Source organism: Methanothermobacter sp. KEPCO 2, from assembly GCF_041228365.1.
Classification (GTDB): domain Archaea; phylum Methanobacteriota; class Methanobacteria; order Methanobacteriales; family Methanothermobacteraceae; genus Methanothermobacter; species Methanothermobacter marburgensis.
On the sequence record NZ_CP166185.1, the window covers coordinates 232,252 to 249,625 of the forward strand.

At 49.3% G+C, this 17,374-nt stretch carries 23 protein-coding genes; 15 read left to right on the top strand and 8 right to left on the bottom strand.

The window, feature by feature from the left end; translation table 11 throughout:
• Positions 1-17: 17 nt before the first annotated feature.
• Positions 18-545: a hypothetical protein gene (locus AB9H23_RS01415; RefSeq protein ID WP_370005105.1), complete on the top strand. Its 528-nt coding sequence runs from the start codon at positions 18-20 to the stop codon at positions 543-545.
• A gap of 94 nt (positions 546-639) precedes the next feature.
• On the opposite strand, the gene pyrF is transcribed toward AB9H23_RS01415, so the two are convergent.
• Positions 640-1,293, bottom strand: a complete 654-nt coding sequence (pyrF, locus tag AB9H23_RS01420) for an orotidine-5'-phosphate decarboxylase (RefSeq protein WP_370005107.1) — start codon at positions 1,291-1,293, stop codon at positions 640-642.
• A gap of 204 nt (positions 1,294-1,497) precedes the next feature.
• Here pyrF and cbiM point away from each other — a divergent pair, with 204 nt between their 5' ends.
• From cbiM to AB9H23_RS01490, 14 genes are all read left to right on the top strand, one after another.
• Positions 1,498-2,166, top strand: a complete 669-nt coding sequence (gene cbiM / locus AB9H23_RS01425) for a cobalt ECF transporter S component CbiM (RefSeq protein ID WP_370005109.1) — start codon at positions 1,498-1,500, stop codon at positions 2,164-2,166.
• Between the two features lies 1 nt (position 2,167).
• The gene (locus AB9H23_RS01430) at positions 2,168-2,455 is read left to right on the top strand and encodes an energy-coupling factor ABC transporter substrate-binding protein (protein WP_321211733.1); all 288 of its coding nucleotides are present in this window, start codon (positions 2,168-2,170) and stop codon (positions 2,453-2,455) included.
• Positions 2,456-2,476: 21 nt separating this feature from the next.
• Positions 2,477-3,241 carry a cobalt ECF transporter T component CbiQ gene (gene cbiQ, locus AB9H23_RS01435; protein ID WP_370005111.1) on the top strand — a complete coding sequence of 255 codons (765 nt, stop codon included), beginning with the start codon at positions 2,477-2,479 and terminating at the stop codon, positions 3,239-3,241.
• A gap of 86 nt (positions 3,242-3,327) precedes the next feature.
• Complete coding sequence (locus AB9H23_RS01440; RefSeq protein WP_370005113.1) at positions 3,328-4,164, top strand: ATP-binding cassette domain-containing protein; 837 nt, start codon at positions 3,328-3,330, stop codon at positions 4,162-4,164.
• 12 nt (positions 4,165-4,176) lie between these two features.
• A complete protein-coding gene (gene ribC, locus AB9H23_RS01445; protein WP_370005888.1) occupies positions 4,177-4,635 on the top strand; it encodes a riboflavin synthase in 459 nt (152 codons plus the stop codon).
• A gap of 21 nt (positions 4,636-4,656) precedes the next feature.
• The gene (locus AB9H23_RS01450) at positions 4,657-5,241 is read left to right on the top strand and encodes a flavodoxin family protein (RefSeq protein WP_370005114.1); all 585 of its coding nucleotides are present in this window, start codon (positions 4,657-4,659) and stop codon (positions 5,239-5,241) included.
• An 85-nt stretch (positions 5,242-5,326) separates the two neighbouring features.
• Positions 5,327-6,022, top strand: a complete 696-nt coding sequence (locus AB9H23_RS01455) for a glycosyltransferase family 2 protein (protein ID WP_370005891.1) — start codon at positions 5,327-5,329, stop codon at positions 6,020-6,022.
• Positions 6,023-6,059: 37 nt separating this feature from the next.
• Positions 6,060-6,386, top strand: a complete 327-nt coding sequence (locus tag AB9H23_RS01460; protein ID WP_321211738.1) for a DUF2304 family protein — start codon at positions 6,060-6,062, stop codon at positions 6,384-6,386.
• Positions 6,387-6,413: 27 nt separating this feature from the next.
• The gene (locus AB9H23_RS01465) at positions 6,414-7,541 is read left to right on the top strand and encodes a glycosyltransferase family 4 protein (protein ID WP_370005116.1); all 1,128 of its coding nucleotides are present in this window, start codon (positions 6,414-6,416) and stop codon (positions 7,539-7,541) included.
• Positions 7,542-7,642: 101 nt separating this feature from the next.
• Complete coding sequence (locus AB9H23_RS01470; RefSeq protein ID WP_370005118.1) at positions 7,643-8,326, top strand: (Fe-S)-binding protein; 684 nt, start codon at positions 7,643-7,645, stop codon at positions 8,324-8,326.
• Positions 8,327-8,381: 55 nt separating this feature from the next.
• Positions 8,382-9,572 (top strand): LUD domain-containing protein, encoded by a 1,191-nt coding sequence (locus AB9H23_RS01475; protein WP_370005120.1) that lies wholly within the window; start codon positions 8,382-8,384, stop codon positions 9,570-9,572.
• A 102-nt stretch (positions 9,573-9,674) separates the two neighbouring features.
• Positions 9,675-10,385, top strand: coding sequence for a (5-formylfuran-3-yl)methyl phosphate synthase (locus tag AB9H23_RS01480; RefSeq protein ID WP_370005121.1), 711 nt, complete (start codon positions 9,675-9,677; stop codon positions 10,383-10,385).
• A gap of 32 nt (positions 10,386-10,417) precedes the next feature.
• The gene (gene guaB, locus AB9H23_RS01485; protein WP_370005123.1) at positions 10,418-11,899 is read left to right on the top strand and encodes an IMP dehydrogenase; all 1,482 of its coding nucleotides are present in this window, start codon (positions 10,418-10,420) and stop codon (positions 11,897-11,899) included.
• Between the two features lie 28 nt (positions 11,900-11,927).
• Entirely contained in the window at positions 11,928-12,527 is a 600-nt protein-coding gene (locus AB9H23_RS01490) for a molybdenum cofactor guanylyltransferase (protein ID WP_370005125.1), read from the top strand.
• Here AB9H23_RS01490 and AB9H23_RS01495 read toward each other — a convergent pair.
• From AB9H23_RS01495 to AB9H23_RS01525, 7 genes are all read right to left on the bottom strand, one after another.
• On the bottom strand, positions 12,517-12,720 hold the full coding sequence (locus tag AB9H23_RS01495) for a pseudomurein-binding repeat-containing protein (protein ID WP_013295413.1): 204 nt from the start codon (positions 12,718-12,720) through the stop codon (positions 12,517-12,519). The genes AB9H23_RS01490 and AB9H23_RS01495 overlap by 11 nt on opposite strands.
• Before the next feature lie 180 nt (positions 12,721-12,900).
• Positions 12,901-13,659, bottom strand: coding sequence for a hypothetical protein (locus tag AB9H23_RS01500; protein ID WP_370005127.1), 759 nt, complete (start codon positions 13,657-13,659; stop codon positions 12,901-12,903).
• 17 nt (positions 13,660-13,676) lie between these two features.
• Positions 13,677-14,243: a precorrin-6Y C5,15-methyltransferase (decarboxylating) subunit CbiT gene (gene cbiT, locus AB9H23_RS01505; RefSeq protein ID WP_370005129.1), complete on the bottom strand. Its 567-nt coding sequence runs from the start codon at positions 14,241-14,243 to the stop codon at positions 13,677-13,679.
• An 87-nt stretch (positions 14,244-14,330) separates the two neighbouring features.
• On the bottom strand, positions 14,331-14,900 hold the full coding sequence (locus AB9H23_RS01510) for a UbiX family flavin prenyltransferase (protein WP_321211746.1): 570 nt from the start codon (positions 14,898-14,900) through the stop codon (positions 14,331-14,333).
• A gap of 112 nt (positions 14,901-15,012) precedes the next feature.
• The gene (locus AB9H23_RS01515; protein ID WP_370005131.1) at positions 15,013-16,233 is read right to left on the bottom strand and encodes an HD domain-containing protein; all 1,221 of its coding nucleotides are present in this window, start codon (positions 16,231-16,233) and stop codon (positions 15,013-15,015) included.
• Positions 16,234-16,243: 10 nt separating this feature from the next.
• Positions 16,244-16,675: a molybdenum cofactor biosynthesis protein MoaE gene (locus AB9H23_RS01520; RefSeq protein WP_321211748.1), complete on the bottom strand. Its 432-nt coding sequence runs from the start codon at positions 16,673-16,675 to the stop codon at positions 16,244-16,246.
• A gap of 9 nt (positions 16,676-16,684) precedes the next feature.
• Positions 16,685-17,212 (bottom strand): nicotinamide-nucleotide adenylyltransferase, encoded by a 528-nt coding sequence (locus AB9H23_RS01525; RefSeq protein WP_013295419.1) that lies wholly within the window; start codon positions 17,210-17,212, stop codon positions 16,685-16,687.
• Between the last annotated feature and the right edge of the window lie 162 nt (positions 17,213-17,374).

Here is a 17,374-nt window from a genome sequence, read left to right on the forward strand (position 1 = left end):
AGGTTTGAGGTCATTTCATGATTGAACTTCTTTTTCCTGTTTCAGGTTTCCTGATGAAGGTTGCGGATGACGCCGAGGATGAGTGGGGAAGGCCCCTCACAGGCATGGTTGCCGGTGCCCTCTGCGGGCTTTCATCTGGTGTTCTCTCCACTGCTGATACGGCTGCTGCATGTATATTCCTTGGGATATTTGCAGGCACCCTCATATCAGGTAAGATAGACTGCCCCAGCCACGTGCTTGCCGCAGTGGTATTCCTTCTGGTCCTTTTTTCTGGTGGAGTGCCCTCACTGAGTATCCCTGCTCTTGTTGCATGCACAGCGGGAGCCTACATTGATGAATATGGCAATGACAACCCACGGGTATACGAAAAGGGCCGTTTTTTCAGGTTTTTCTTTGATTACAGGTTCTCCCTCAAGGCTGTAATAGTCCTCCTTGCTGTTATTTCACTGCTTGGAGTTTCAGATACTGGTTTTGGTCCTGCAACGGTCCTCTTTTTCATACTCTTTGAGGTCGCCTATGAAATTGCAGGAAGAATCAGGATTTAGGGGGCCGCTTGAACCTGGTTGCATGTCATGTAAACTGTATAGTGGATAAAATAGTTTTGCCGGATGTTTTCATGGATATTAAAAGTTAAATAAATCATCTACCTCTTATTGTATCCAGAATCTCACCTGCAGCAGCAGCGGGATCCTCTGCAAGGTAGATAGACCTTCCAACGATCACAGCATCTGCAAATTTCAGTGTTTCAGAGGGGTCTCCACCCTGGGCACCCACACCGGGGGATATGAGGAATGCTTCGGGGCCGATGATCTCCCTGAGTCTTGAAAGCCTTTCTATCCTTGTGGAGGGGCCCACATAGTTTTTAACACCCAGTTCAACTCCCATCTCTGCTATTCTATCTGCAGATTTCTGTATGAACATCTCTGCACCTGGATGTGACATCTCTGTCAGCAGGAAAACCTCTCTTTTCATTTCATCTGCAACCTTTAGACAGGCACTTACACTATCTGCACCTGTGAATCCATGTACTATCACAGCATCGGCCCCTGCCCTGAAGGTGGCCCTGCATATCTTCTCATTGGTTTCAGGTATATCCGCCACCTTGAAATCGGCTATCACCCTGCACCCAAAGTTCTCCCTGAAGTCCCTGATAACCTCAATACCTGCTGAGAGTACCAGGGGGTAACCTATCTTAACCGTGTCAATGTATTCAGCGACCTCTCCTGTGACCCTGAGGGCTTCACCGGGGTTCATGAGGTCCATTGCAAGGATGAGTCTGTTTTTGATTTTCATGTTAACCACTCTATTGGAGTTATGTTATCTATTTTTCTGGGATTATGTGTTGATGGTGTGTGGGTATGTGGAATAAGAGGGGTTGTCTATTTATCTGGGCAAAGACACCTCTCAAGAAAACTTTAATTTAAATCAGAAATTATAGAAAATATTATATACTCATATCTTAAAGTTTACTTTAGAAAGATTCAAGAAGGTGATAAATTGCATATCATGGAAGGATTCCTGCCACCCGAGTGGTGTCTCTTCTGGTATCTACTATCGGCACCGGTCATAGTTTATGGTTTAATCAGGATAATAAGGATTTCAGATGAGAGACCCGAGGCAAAACCGCTTCTTGCAGTTAGCGGTGCGTTCATGTTTGTTCTATCATCCCTTAAACTTCCATCTGTAACTGGTAGCTGTTCACACCCCACAGGTAATGGACTCGGGGCCGTGCTCTTCGGCCCTGCAGTCACATCTGTCATGGCGCTCATTGTTCTCATATTCCAGGCGCTGCTCCTTGCCCATGGGGGCATAACAACCCTGGGTGCAAACGTGTTCTCCATGGGTATCATTGGCCCGGTCTGTGCCTGGGGAATCTACAGGATCACAAGGTCAGCCATACCATCATCTGCCGCGGTCTTCCTTGCAGCATTTCTGGGCGACCTTATGACCTATGTGACAACATCAGTCCAGCTTGCAGTTGCATTCCCTAAACCAGGGTTCATGGAGGCCCTTATGAAGTTCATGGTGATATTTGCCTACACCCAGGTTCCACTGGCGGTTGCCGAGGGCCTTCTCACTGTGGTGATATTTGAGAACATCCTCAAGCTCAAACCTGATATAATGGAGAAACTTCAGGTTATAGGAAAACCTGCTGTGGAGGGTTAAAATGGATAAAAGACACATCATAATGCTCATTGCAGTTGCGGTGATTGCCATAGCACCCCTTGTAATCTACAGTGGTCTTGGAGAGGATCAGGGATACTTTGGAGGGGCAGATGACAGTGCAGGAGAGGCAATATCTGAAACAGGGTATAAACCCTGGTTCCAGCCAATATGGGAGCCACCAAGTGGTGAGATAGAGAGCTTGCTATTTGCTCTCCAGGCAGCCATAGGCGCCCTCATAATAGGATACGTCTTTGGCTACTACAGGGGGAGGGGAGAATCCCCTGAATAAATTTTTTCATGGTGAAGGACGATGAACATATCTGTTGACCACTATGCACATACCAATGGCCTCAGAAACATGAGCCCTGGCTTTAAGATGGCCCTGGCCATCATCACAATGCTCATTTCAGTCCTATCACCAAACCCTGTTATGCCCCTCATCATCGCATTTTTAATGACACTCCTGATTCTCTTTGCAGCGGATATACCCACCTCATATTACCTCCGGTTTGCCGCCATCCCTGTGGGATTCGGTGTTCTGACACTCGTGCTCATGGCGCTATTCTTTGGTGTGAACCCCCTTGTGACTTTCATGGGCCTCACTGTCTACAGTGACGGCCTGCACACCGGTATTCTGGTCTTCTCAAGGATACTCGGCGGGTTTTCATGTCTCGCCTTTCTTGCACTCACAACACCCCTCAATGAGGTCTTCCATGAACTTGGAAGGCTGGGTCTTCCAGCGGCTTTCATTGAAATAGCCCTCCTCATGTACAGGTCCATATTTGTTTTCCTTGAGGAGGCGTCAGTGATGTATAATGCCCAGGATTCAAGGCTGGGCTACAGTGGTATTAAAAATTCCTACAGGTCCCTGGGGCTCCTTGCAGGTAACCTCTTTATAAGGTCCTGGCTGAGGGGTGAGACGGTGTACCGTTCCATGGAGGCGAGGTGCTATCAGGGGACCATGCCATCCATCAGAAGGCAGTCCATTGGAACCCGTGAAGCGGTTATGATAGCATTATTTGACGGTTTACTTTTAGTGGGGCTTCTTTTCACATCAAAGGGTGTCATCTTCTGATCTGATTCTATGAGGATACCACCGGGGCACAGTTAAATATTAAATGAACACTATTCATCATATGGTCAGTTTCCAGTGGTGTGAACATGAAGATTATTGAGGCAGTAAATATCAGGTACACCTACCCGGATGGCACCGAGGCACTGAAGGGTATAGATTTCCATGCAAAAAAGGGTGAGGTGGTGGCCCTTCTTGGCCCCAACGGCGCAGGAAAGTCCACACTATTCCTTCACTTCAACGGCATACTGCAGCCAACCAGCGGGAAGGTATTGGTAGATGGGAAGGAAATCGACTACAGCAAATCAGGGCTCATAGAAGTCAGGCAGAAGGTTGGAATCGTATTCCAGAATCCTGATGACCAGCTGTTCGCACCAAGGGTTGACGAGGACGTTGCATTCGGACCCCTCAATATGGGACTTGATGAGGACGAGGTTGAAGAGAGGGTTAAGGACGCCCTGCGGAAGGTGGGGATGTCAGGCTACGAGGACAGGCCTCCACACCACCTGAGCGGGGGTGAGAAGAAGAGGGTTGCAATAGCTGGTATACTTGCCATGAAACCTGATATAATGATACTTGATGAGCCAACCTCCGGCCTTGACCCCCGAGGGGCATCGCAGATACTCAGACTTCTCCATGAGCTGAATGAGGAGGGCATGACCATAATCATATCCACCCATGATGTTGACCTGGCACCCCTCTACTCGGACAGGATATACATAATAAGCGGGGGAGAGATAATAAGTGAGGGAACACCCGGAGATGTTTTCTCAGATATAGACACCATAAGGGGAGCCAACCTCCGTCTTCCAAGGATAGCGCATCTGGTGGAGATACTTCAGAAGGAGGATGACCTCCCATTTGGGGAACCATACCCCCTCACGATCGGGGAGGCCAGGAGAAAACTCCGTGACCAGCTGAAATAGGGTGATATCATGATAAAGGTCGGGATCTGTGATACAACCTTTGCAAGGTATGACATGGGTGGTGCAGCCATCGATGAGATTAAAAAGCATGCCACAGGTATAAAGATCATAAGGAGAACCGTCCCGGGGATAAAGGATCTTCCGGTGGCCTGCAAGAAACTAATCGAGGAGGAGGGCTGTGAAATGGTCATGGCCCTCGGAATGCCAGGTCCAGAGGAGAAGGATAAGGTATGTGCCCATGAGGCATCCACTGGCCTCATACAGGCTCAGCTCATGACAAACACCCATATACTTGAGGTATTTGTCCATGAGGATGAGGAGGATGACCCTGAGGATCTAAAGGTCCTTGCAGATAACAGGGCAAGGGAACATGCCCAGAACCTCATCATGATGCTCTTCAGGCCAGAGAGGCTGACACGTGATGCAGGGATGGGTATGCGTGAGGGCAAACCTGATGCGGGGCCCCTCTAAATAGGATAGGAGGTGAATCTGATGGTTAAGGTTATTGGAATCTGTGGAAGTCCACGAAAAAATGGTAACGCTGAGATTCTGCTCAGGGAGGCCCTTGAGGCCGCTGCCAGTGAGGGTGCTGAAACCGAGCTTGTGAGGCTCGCAGGCAGGGATATAAACCCCTGCAGGGCCTGTGACTCATGTAAGAGTAAAGGGGAATGCGATATCGACGATGACCTCAATGAGGTGATTGAGCTTGCAGCAGAGGCTGATGGGATAATAATCGGAAGCCCGGTGTACTTTGGCTCTGTAACAGCCCAGACCAAGATGTTCATGGACAGGACAAGGCCCCTCAGGAGCAATTTCAGATTATCAGATAAGGTTGGGGGGGCAGTAACCGTTGGGGGCTCAAGGAACGGCGGCCAGGAGACCGCATGCGGCGATATACACAACTTCTTCCTTATACACGAGGCTGTTGTTGTGGGTGACGCGGCACCAACAGCCCACTATGGAGGTACCGGTGTCGGCGGTGCAAAGGGGGACTCTGCAGAGGATGCAACGGGTATCGAGACATCCAGGAACCTTGGAAGAAAGGTAGCGTCCCTTGCAATGAAGATTCATGGTTAATTGAGGTATGAGTATTCGCTTTTCGACTGTACCATGCCATAATCCCATGAAAATTCATGGCTAACTGAGGTATGAGTGAATGCCAATGGAATCGATACCAGGGAATGTCACTGTGGTTGTGCCGGCCTATAATGAGGAGAAGACTATAGAGGATGTCCTGAAGGCCCTTCTTGAAAGGGGCTACAGGGTCCTGGTGGTTGACGACGGCTCAAGGGACTCGACGCCAGAGATACTCAGAAGGATGTCCTCCAGGAATGACCGGGTATCTATCTATACACACCTCATAAACAGGGGTCTCGGGGCGGCCCTCAGGACGGGCCTGCGGGCTGCCCTGAAGGAGGGGGCAGACTACGTGGTGACCTTCGATGCCGATGGGCAGCATGACCCCGACGACATTGAAAGGGTCTTAAAACCCCTCCTGGAGGGTTCTGCAGATGTGGTTATTGGAAGGAGAGATTTCGAGGATATGCCCCTCTCAAGAAACCTTGGAAACACCATAATGAACCTTCTCACCCTCATCTTCTATGGGTGCAGGGTCTCGGATTCCCAGTCAGGTCTCCGGGCATTCACATCCAGGGCGGCATCACTTATCGATATAAAAAGCAGGGGCTACGGTGTTTCATCAGAGATAATTGGGGAGATTCGCAGGAATGGCCTCAGAATGTGCGAGGTTACCATAAGGACCATATACACACCTGAAACAATTGCCAAGGGGACAAGCACATCGGTGGGTATAAGGATACTCCTGAGGCTTCTGCTCAATATATTCCGGAAGATTTAGTTTTTTATCCATGAATACTTAAAAAGGTGGCGAATTCATGATATACCAGGTTCTGGGAATTTTAATTGGAATTGCAGGGATACTCATCTCTGTTCTGAGGTTCAGGGATTCAAGGACATCCCCTGGCGGCCTCATACTGTGGCTGATACTCTGGGTTTCCGTCATATTCTTCTCACTGAGACCCTCCTTTTCGACTGAAATTGCGAACATCCTTGGAATAGGGAGGGGACTTGATTTTCTCCTTATAATAGGCATACTTGGGGCCTATTACCTTCTCTTCAGGATATACTTAATGGTGGACAGGCTACAGCAGGAGATAACAGAACTTGTACATGAGATTGCACTTAGAGGGGATGATGACTAGATTCACTTCCACACTTCAGTGATTGATATGAGAATATGTATCGTGACAGAGTACTTTCCAGCAGGTGAGAAACTCGACATAAGGGGCGGTGCAGAGGCCTGTGCATTCAACGAGGCCCTTAAATTATCAGAGAAGCATGATGTGACGGTCCTAACCTCAAGGACACCTGAAAATCCTGATGGATACACCAGCGGAAACATGGATGTCATCTGCTGCGGCCCCATGAGGTCCTATGTTCAGGCAGGCTCCATAGGGGAGAGGCTCTCATTCATGCTTTCAGCCTACAGGGAGGGCCTGAAACTTGAACCTGACGCTGTTATAGGGTACAACTTCATAACACATCCTGTGGCCTGGATGATAGCAGGGAAAACGAATGCGAAGGCCCTGGCACGTTACCATGATGTCTGGATCGGTGAATGGCTCAAAAATATTGGTTTTTCAGGAATACTCGGTGAGATACTTGAGAGATACACCCTCTCAAGGAGGTTCGACAGGATAATAGCGGTGTCAGAATATACCGCCAGGAAGATACTTGAGAGGTACCCCTGGCAGAGGGTCTCAGTCGTCCACAACATGGTGGACTTCAGTCCGCCGCTGGTTGAGAAAACCCCCACCCCATCCATTGCATGCGTTTCAAGGCTCGTTGAATACAAGAGAGTGGGGGACCTCATAAGGGCGGTTTCAGTTCTCGCAGACGAGTTTCCTGATCTGAAGTGCAGGATAATAGGTACGGGTCCACTGGAGGGGGAGCTCCGGGACCTTGCAGCTGAACTGGGAGTGGATGATAGGGTTGAGTTTCTGGGTTTCGTGGAGAAACATGAGGATGTCCTGAGGGTTATAGCGGAGTCCTGGGTCTTCTGCCTTCCAAGCGTGGTGGAGGGTTTCGGAATAGTCGTTGTGGAGGCAATGGGATGCGGGACACCCTTCGTGGCTTCCAGGATACCTCCTGTAATGGAGGCAAGCAGGGAGATGGGGGGACTCTTCTTTGAACCCTGCAACTGGAGGGACCTGGCAGATAAACTCAGAACACTTTTATCTGACACAGAACTCCACGGAAGACTCACAAAGGAGGCTTCAGATGTTTTCAGGGATTACAGTGCAGATGAAATTGGAAAAAAACTTGAGGAAATCCTGAAAGAGGTTACAGGTCTTTGATCTTTTCTTGAGATGATAAAATCTACTTCCAAATCAGAGGACATTTCATTTTTTCCTGAAAACTCCAACATATTAATAGAGCCGTTGGCATAACTGATATCATGGTTATCTACTTCAGGGGATGTATTGCAAGGGAGAGGCTCACAGAAATAGAAAAAGCCACAGAGAAAATCCTCCAGACAGCAGGGCTTGAATACAGGGTTATGGATGATGAAACTTGCTGTGGATCAGTACTCCTTAGAACAGGATTTCTGAAGGACGCTGAAAGGCAGATTAAGAGGACAGGGAAAATGCTCCAGGGAAAGGAAGTTATCGTATCATGCGCTGGATGTTACCGGACACTCAACGAGGACTACAGGAGGATGGGCTACAGCATAGGGGTGAAGCACATCTCACAAATTATCCTTGACCTTGTAGATGCAGGGGACATTGAATTTGATAAAACCGCCCTGAGGGTGACATACCATGACCCCTGTCACCTATCAAGGCACACAGACGAGAAGGACGCCACCAGGGAGATTCTAAAAGTGTTTACAGATTTCAGGGAAATGGAACACCATGGGAGGGACTCAAGGTGCTGTGGCGCCGGGGGTGGCTTGAGGTCAGCCCACAGGGACATATCAGCCAGGGTTGCATCATCACGCATAGACGAGGCTGAGAGGACAGGGGCAGATATACTCTGCACATCCTGCCCATTCTGCCGCCTGAACCTTGAATCCACCTCCATGAGGGTAATGGACATAACAGAGCTTCTATCTGAAATTATCAGGGAGGATAAAGGTTGAGTGATGATGGGATTCGTTGGATGGGGATCTTTGAAATTATCAGGGAGGATAAAGGTTGAACGATGATGAAATCCGTCAGATGAGGATATCCTTCAGCAAACTTGACGAGAGGCGTACTGGACTCCTTGACACTCCAGAACTTGATGTACTTAGAGATAGAGTTGCAGGGATACGTGAACTGGCAATTGAAAAAATGGATGATCTCATAGCCGAGGCCTCTAGGCGTTTCATGGAAAACGACATTGAATTCCATCTTGCAGAGGATGCAGATGAGGCCTGCAGGATAATTCATGAGTCACTTGATGGGGGTCCTCTTGCAAAGTCCAAATCCAACACCCTCTCTGAGATAGGTCTTTCTGATTATCTCCAGAGAAAAGGTGTGAAGGTTATTGAGACAGATCTGGGGGATAGGATACTTCAGCTTGCAGGAATTAAGAAACCAGCACATCCCGTTGGACCTGCACTTCACCTGGGAGTTTCTGAAATAGCTGAGATAGTAAGGGATAAGCTGGGGGTTGATATTTCAGATGATCCATATGAGATAATGGCAGCTGTAAGGGAGGATATTCTCAGTAAAATCAAATCCTGCACCACGGGAGTGACAGGGGCAAATTCCGTGGCAGCACATGATGGAGCGGCTGTGATAGTCCACAATGAGGGTAATGTGGGAAGACTATCCCTCATGGACACCCACATACTAGTATTCGGGATAGATAAGTTTGTACCTGAAATAGAGGATGCGGTGTCAGTGGTGAAACTCGAGACCGCCTATGCGACAGGTACAGGGGTCCCCTCCTATATCAATGTGATCTCAGGACCATCAAAGACCGCGGATATAGAAAAGATGCTCCTCAGGGGCATGTACGGGGCATCAAGGGTCATTGCAGTTGCAGTGGATAATGGCAGATCCTCGGCTTACCCTGAGGCCCTCCTCTGCATAGGCTGCGGCAGCTGCATAGTGAGCTGCCCGGTTTACAATGCAATTGGGAACAGGTTCGGGTACAGGGGATACCTTGGGGGCAGGGGCGTTGTTATGAGTTCCTTCCTTGCAGATAGAGAAACAGCGGTTGAATCAGGGCTCTACATGTGCACCCTCTGTGGCCTCTGTACAGAGAAGTGCCCGGTGGGGACGCCAACAGCCTCGCTCATGGAGAGGCTGAGGGGAGAGTGCAATGCCGCGGGCCTCTACCACAGGTCACATCTGAGGGTGGCTGAGAGGATAAAAAGAAGGGGTTCACCACTCTGAAAAGAAAGGTATAAAAGGGTGCTGTTCTAGATAAATTAAAAAAATTATCATGTAATGTTTCTTGGGATATCATTCCATAATTTTTACCAGGAGGTTATTGGTTTGCTTCTATTGATAAGTCCAATTAACACAGAGGAGGCACTTGAAGCCATAGAAGGCGGTGCAGACATAGTTGACGTTAAGAACCCCCGTGAGGGATCTCTTGGGGCCAACTTTCCCTGGGTTATCCGCAGGGTCAGGGAGATGACACCCGATGAGATGCTTGTGAGCGCCACCCTGGGTGATGTGCCCTACAAGCCAGGGACCGTGGCGCTGGCAGCCATGGGGGCCCTTGTATCAGGGGCAGACTACATAAAGGTCGGCCTCTACGGGACAAAAAACTATGAAGAGGCGGTTGATGTCATGAAGAACGTTGTGAGGGCAGTTAAGGATGAATCCGACGCAATCGTTGTTGCAGCCGGCTACGCCGACGCCCACCGTGTGGGTGCGGTGGACCCAATGGAGATACCCCGCGTCGCCGCAGATTCAGGGGCTGATCTTGCAATGCTTGACACCGCTGTGAAGGATGGTAAGTCACTGTTTGATTTCATGGACATGGAGCAGCTGGAATCATTTGTCTCAGAAAGCAGGGACCATGGACTGAAATCCGCCCTTGCAGGGTCCGTTGGAAGGGAGCACCTCAAACCACTGCATGATATTGGATGTGATGTGGTCGGCATAAGGGGTGCCGCATGTGTTGGCGGAGACCGCAACACTGGCAGAATCCACAGGACAGCTGTGAGAGAACTCAAGGAAATGATAGAAAGCTTCTAAAATAACCCTGGCGGCCTCTCAGGTGGTTAATAATGTACACGAAAAAGTTGAAGGAAGCAGAAACCGGTTACACATTTGATGATTTTCTCCTTCTTCCCCAGGCATCATATGTGGAACCGAAGGATGTGGAGACATCTGGAAGGGTCTCAAGAAATATCAGGCTCAAGATACCCATAATAAGCTCTGCGATGGACACCGTTACAGAGTATGAGATGGCCATCGCAATGGCCCAGGAGGGCGGAATGGGTGTTATCCACAGGAACATGAGCATCAAGGACCAGGTGGAGCAGGTTAAGAAGGTCAAGAGGTCCGGTGACCTCACCATAAGGGATGTTATAACCATATCACCGGACTCCACCCTCAGGGAGGCCCATGAAATAATGGATCAGGAGGAGATCAGCGGGCTGCCCGTGGTTGAGGATGGAATACTCATAGGTATAATAAGCCGGAGGGACATTGAGCCCATATTCAACTCCGAGGCCGACAGAAAGGTTGACCAGGTGATGACAAGGGATGTCGTCACTGTTGATGAATCGGTGACCCCATCAGAGGCCCTTGACATAGCCTACGAGAACAAGGTTGAAAGGCTCCCTGTTGTGAAGGACGGGAAGATCGTTGGTATACTCACCATGAAGGATATACTTGAGAGGAAGAGGTACCCCAATGCATCAAGGGACAGTGAAGGTTACCTCATGGTTGCAGCAGCCACAGGGCCATTTGACCTTGAAAGGGCCCGTGCACTTGATGAGGCAGGGGCAGATATACTGGCAATCGACAGCGCCCACGGACACAACATGAACCTTGTTAAGAGCGCCGGGAAAATGAAGAGGGAGATAGACGCGGACCTCATAGTGGGTAACATCGCAACCAGGGAGGCTGCAGAGGACCTCATCGCACAGGACGTTGATGGCCTCAAGGTTGGTATAGGTCCCGGGTCAATGTGCACCACCAGGATAATTGCAGGTGTGGGTGTGCCGCAGCTCACAGCCATAGCTGAGGTGGCTGATGTGGCAGCAGAGTACGATGTTCCTGTGATCGCTGATGGTGGTATAAGGTACTCAGGGGATATTGCAAAGGCAGTGGCTGTTGGGGCGGACTGTGTCATGCTCGGGAACCTGCTTGCAGGTACCTATGAGGCCCCGGGGGACGTTGTTGTTATGAATGGCCGTAAGTACAAGCAGTACCGTGGAATGGGGTCCCTGGGTGCAATGACAGGCGGTATAGGTGCAGGGACAGACAGGTACTTCCAGGAGCCCAAGGGGCACATGAAACACACCAAGGTCGTCCCTGAAGGTGTTGAGGGTGTTGTCCCCTATAAGGGAACGGTGAGCGAGGTCCTGTTCCAGTTAATTGGAGGTCTCAGGGCCTCAATGGGATACTGCGGCGCCGCAGATCTCGGTGAGATGAAGGAGAAGGCAAAGCTTGTGAGGATAACCTCAAGCGGTATCAAGGAGAGCCACCCGCATGACCTCCTCATAACCAATGAAAGCCCAAATTACCCCACCCTTAAATAAATCATTTTTTTCTGTAATTTCAGATCCAATGAAGAACCGTGAACTGAAGTCCGCTGTGGTCCTCTGCGGGGGAATGGGCAGGAGGATGGGATCAGATAAGGGCCTTCTTGTGATGGATGGAAGGTCCTTCATTGAGATAATAACAGATAGGCTGCTGGAATATTTCAGTGAGGTTGCTGTGGTCTTCCGTGACAGCAGGCAGGCATGTAATTACAGGGATCTTCTTGATTCCAGTATCAGAGTCTTCACAGATGAGGTGCCGGGTGTCGGCCCGCTGGGGGGTATATTCACGGCCCTTGGAAGAATATCAGGTCCTGCGGCCCTCTTTCTCCCCTGTGACTCCCCCCTTGTTACCCGGGAATTTCTCCTGAATATGAAGGATGCCTTCAGGGTTATGGGGGATGGGTGTGATGCCATTGTACCCTGCAGGGATGGTCTACCCGAGCCGCTACACTCAATCTACTCGGTAAAAATAAGGGACCATATAGAGAGTCTGCTCGCCAAAAATGAAAGGAGAGTTAGAGTTCTCCTTGACTCCATTGAATCCTGCCGCCTAGACGCTATCAGTCTGGATCCAACCCTTCGGAGTTTCAGGAACTTCAACCGACCGGAGGACCTCAGGATCTGATATCAACTGTGCGCGGATTTCTTCCCATCTCAAGAACAAACTTATTTACCCTCTCGATCATGTCGATGTAGTGTTCTTTGTGGATTTTCTTCCCATCGACGAGGGCATATTCCGGTAAAGACCCGTACAGATTCTTGAATTCAATTATCTCATTAACCATTTCCCTATACTGCTCAAGGGTCAAACGTTCCATGGATACCAACCATTGGAGTTTTTTTATAATCTCTCCGTCATAATATATAAGTTATACGATTTTATTTTCAAAACAAGGCATTATTAAAAATTTAAATTAAAATATGAATGAACGTGTGTCCTTATATTCCTCTTTATGGGGCCTCCGTGCCAGGGTAAATTCTCCAGTGTACTGAGATCATCACTCAAGAATTTCCACCCTCGCATCCCTGTTGAAGGGGTTCTTCCTCACGGCAAGTGAGAAGAGGTAGGGGTAGTTTTCACTGAGGTGTTCCATGTATCCCAGCCACTCAGAAACAACTGCAGAGTAGGCCCTCTGGAGGTCACCGGCCAGGTGCTCATAGTCTGTGGGAGGTAGAGATGAGAGGTCCTCTCGTGCCTCAAGTTCCTCCATGAGATGAAAGACCGCCCAGAGCATGTCTGTGAAGCTTTCATGCTCAAGTAGATTGGGGTTTTCAAGAAGCCCCAGTAGAAACTTCCTCTTGGACGTTAGGAAAACTTTCAGGTACTTGAGGAGTTCAACACTTTCAGGGGACCCCAGCTCAAAATCAAATTCGCATCCCCTTATCTCACTGAGCATTCCCTTAAAGTCATCTGGACTCCATGATGCATCTATCTTAAGTTTTGATGCAATCCTATCTGTATTTGACTCGAAGGTGGATACCCTCTTAAGGAATTCGGTGCCCACCTCACTGAAGAACGCCCCCACGACCATGTTGAGTTTCTCGAGTCTCTCAACAAGTTCACGCCGGGATATGGCAGCCTCCACGATTATAACAACGATCAGAATTTCCAGGGGCACAAATGCAAGGTCTATACCGATATAGAATAGTTCAGTCTCCGGTTTATGGAATATGAAGTAGAGGAGAAGGTAGATGGAGGCTGATACAAGTACAAGCAGAATCCCCACCCTGAATTTCCAGTTTAGCCTTGAGTTCATACCATCACCTGAGAATCTTAATCTGAATTCTCCGTGTAAACCACTGCAATGGGGTTCTTTGAAACCATCATGGTCCCCCTTTCAAGTACACGACCCCTTGTTATGCTCAGTTCGGTTATGTTCACGTCAAATCCAAGCTCCCGAAGGTACTTCACGGCCTCGCACCTTGTCTCAAGAAGTATTGCGGTTATAAGGATCCTTCCACCATCTCTAAGTTTATCTGTAACCACTTCAAGTATCTCCCCCAGTCTACCGCCGCTTCCCCCGATTACAGCAATGTCCAGTGCATCAATTTCAGAGAGAGCTTCCACCGCATCACCACATATCAGCGTGACGTTATCCCCCAGCCCATGCTTTTTAAGGTTCATCTCCGTTGTTGAAATTGCATCGGGGCTTTTATCGATTGCATAGACCCTTCCAGCCCTCCTTGAAAGTTCAAGGGTCACTCCACCGGTTCCACACCCCACGTCAACTGCTGTGTCCCCTTTCCGGGGATCTGCAAGGCACATGAGGAGGCACCTAACCTCCATGGCTGTTGGTCCCGGTACAGAGGGGTTCTTTATGAATTCATGGTCAGGTATCAACTCACACCACCGTTGCATTCGCTTTAAGGCCTTTTCATATCCTCACTTTTCTGTGAATAAGTGTATTGTGAACAGGAAGTACTGGCTTTAAGGCCTTTTCATATCCTCACCGCTCCACCTTCTGAAGAGTTCATTCTCTATCCCCAGGACGTCCAGCACCTTACCAGCTATGAAGTCGGCGATTTCCTCTATTGATGATGGTCTGTGGTAGAATCCGGGCATTGCAGGGAGTATTATACCCCCCTCCCTTGAAACCCTCAGCATGTTCTCAAGGTGCACGCTTCTAAGTGGAGTCTCCCTTGGCACAAGGACCAGCTTACGCCTCTCCTTGAGACACACGTCAGCGGCCCTTGTGAGTGCATTGCCTGCATATCCATTGGCTATCGCTGATAGGGTCTTCATTGTGCACGGCGCTATGACCATGGCACTGAAACTGGAGGAGCCACTGTTAACTGCTGATGTGAAGTCATCAGAATCAAAGCACTCATCAGCCATCTCCTCCAGGGTTTCAGGGTCTCTTCCAAGTTCGTATCTGATTATATCACGTGCAGTATCGGTTATCATGAGTCCAACATTTTCCCCGGCGTCCTTCAGGGCCCTGAGTATTCTATCCCCGTAGATAACGCCACTTGCACCTGTCATTGCCAGTATTATCATCTGAATCACTTCTGAGTGTTTTTATGTATGATCATTCTTTTTTGATGAGAATTTATCTGATTGAGGTATCCTGGAGGGTTTTATTTTGTTATCCGCCATGATAGGGTATTATTTATCGGAATTTGAGGTAATCAGGTACCGTGAGGCGGAGCTGCCTGGGGTGTGCTGGTCTTCTCTCAGGGAGATCCATGTAGTTGTGGAGGCTGAATTCCCTGAATGCTGTGGCGGATTCACGGGGGACGTAGACACAGATATCTGCATGGTTGAACCTCGCCTCCTTCAGCGCCCCCACGAGACTTGATATATGGCTCAGGTTCACAATGGAGTCCCCAACAGAAACCTGGGTCCTCATCTCATCAAACGCAGGGTACTCGGGAAGGTTAACCACAACATAATCAGGGTCCAGGTCCATGTCATCTGCAATTTCCCTCTCGGCCTTTCTTATCTCAGCATCTGTGATCCTGAATACCCTGTGGGGGTCCTCGAGTTCATTGAGTTTCACAGAGTCCACGGTCTTGAGGAGGTCACGGTTATCCAGTCTCCGTATCATATCACCTGCAAGTCCATCCTGCTCCCTGCACATTACGATGAGGTCCATGTCGTCATACCGGTATATCCTGGACTCATCAAGCACCCCCTCAGATATGAGGCTCCTGAGGCACCTCCTGAACATGGAGTTCACGATCCTCGTGGTGTGGTGCTGGTAGACGCTGGGATACATGAAGTACCTTGCAAGCAGGGCAGACTCTGCGGCCTGAACACCCTTCCTGTCAAGGACAAGGTCGTTCTCCATCTTCATATTGTATATCAGCCTTTCAACGTCTATTATACCGTAGGCCACCCCTGTGTAGTGGGAGTCCCGCAGCAGGTAATCCATCCTGTCAACGTCAAGCTCCCCGTTGATTGCCTGTCCAAGGACCCCCTCACCCCTCAGTATCCTCATAACCTGTTCAAGGTCAAACTCCTCTGATATTATCTCACCGAGCACAGATTCCCTTATGAGTTCTCTTGTGAGGCTCTCATGGGACCTTTCAAGGACGCCCTCTGATACATGGGAGAATGGACCGTGACCCACATCATGGAGGAGGGCGCAGAGCCTCAGTATGCTCTTCTTTTCAGGTCCAAGGTTGAGGTGTTCTGCCAGTCTCGATGCCAGGTACATGGCCCCTATGGAGTGTTCGAACCTTGAATGGTTTGCCCCGGGGTATATCAGATTCGTGAATCCCAGCTGCTTTATCCTCCTGAGTCTCTGAAACTGGGGTGTGTCAACAACCCTCACCTCAAATTCGGTGAGTTTCAGGTTACCGTGGACGCTGTCCCTTATGAATTTCATTTTAAGACTCCTAGCCGCCTGACATGATAACGTTCCTGCCGCTGGTGGTGTACTCCTCCTTTTTGAAGTCTATTTCATATTTTGTCCTCTCGATTATCTCTTTAAGGGCATCAAGGGTTTCCCCGCGGTGGGGTCCTGCAACAGCCACCATGAAGAGGGTCTCTGATACGTAGAACTCCCCAACGTAGTGCACAACCGCCACGTCCCTCACAGGGTACTTCTCCATCACATCCTCCACTATCCCCTCCAGTTCCCTCTGGGCCTTTTCAATGTCAGGTGTTGTGAGTACAAGTTTCTCTGTCCTCTCATCATCAACACCACGGACGATACCCTCAAAGGTGAACACTGCTCCGCATTCATCAAGGTAGGGGCTCTTCTTCACATGTTCAAGGAGGTCATCCATTCTGAAGACCTCCTTTTCATCTGTCACCATGACCATCATCTCTGACACCTACACCAGTTCACTAACTTCCTTTTTTGCAAGGTGTTTTATTCTTTCAACACCATTTATTTCCTCTATAACCTCAACCACCGAGTCTGGAAGGAGTGAGCGCCAGTCACCATCATCCAGCATCCTCCGCCTCACCTCTGTCCCTGAGTACCTGTCCCTGTAGAAAAGGGGGGGTGCAGTCACCTCATAGCCGTCCTCACTGAAGAGCCTCTGGACAAGGGGGTTTCCACTGTATACCCTGTCAAATGGGGGTGTCAGCATCTTTATATGTGCAACCCAGAGGGCGTTGCACTCTATATCCTGGACAGGTATGATGTAGTAGCTTGATGCGGGGATACCGTTCTCACTGAGTGCCTTGGTCAGCATCATCACCCTCTCACCGGCGGTGAAGGGGTCCCTGAGGCTGTGGCTCAGCTGGGCGCTCCCGATACATATTATGAGTTCATCAACCTCCCCGAGCACCCTCTTTATAACCTGGAGGTGTCCCCGGTGGAATGGCTGCATCCTTCCAACCAGCAATCCCCTCATTCATATCACCGCATAAAGGTTATTATGTCAGTAAAACTATTAGAACTATAGTGGTTCTAGTATATATTCATGGCAGCACGTTGCTGTAACGATTGGATGAAATTTTCACTGGCAGTTTTTCAGTCACTGCCATGAGATCTGGTATCTTTGAACCTTGAAGGA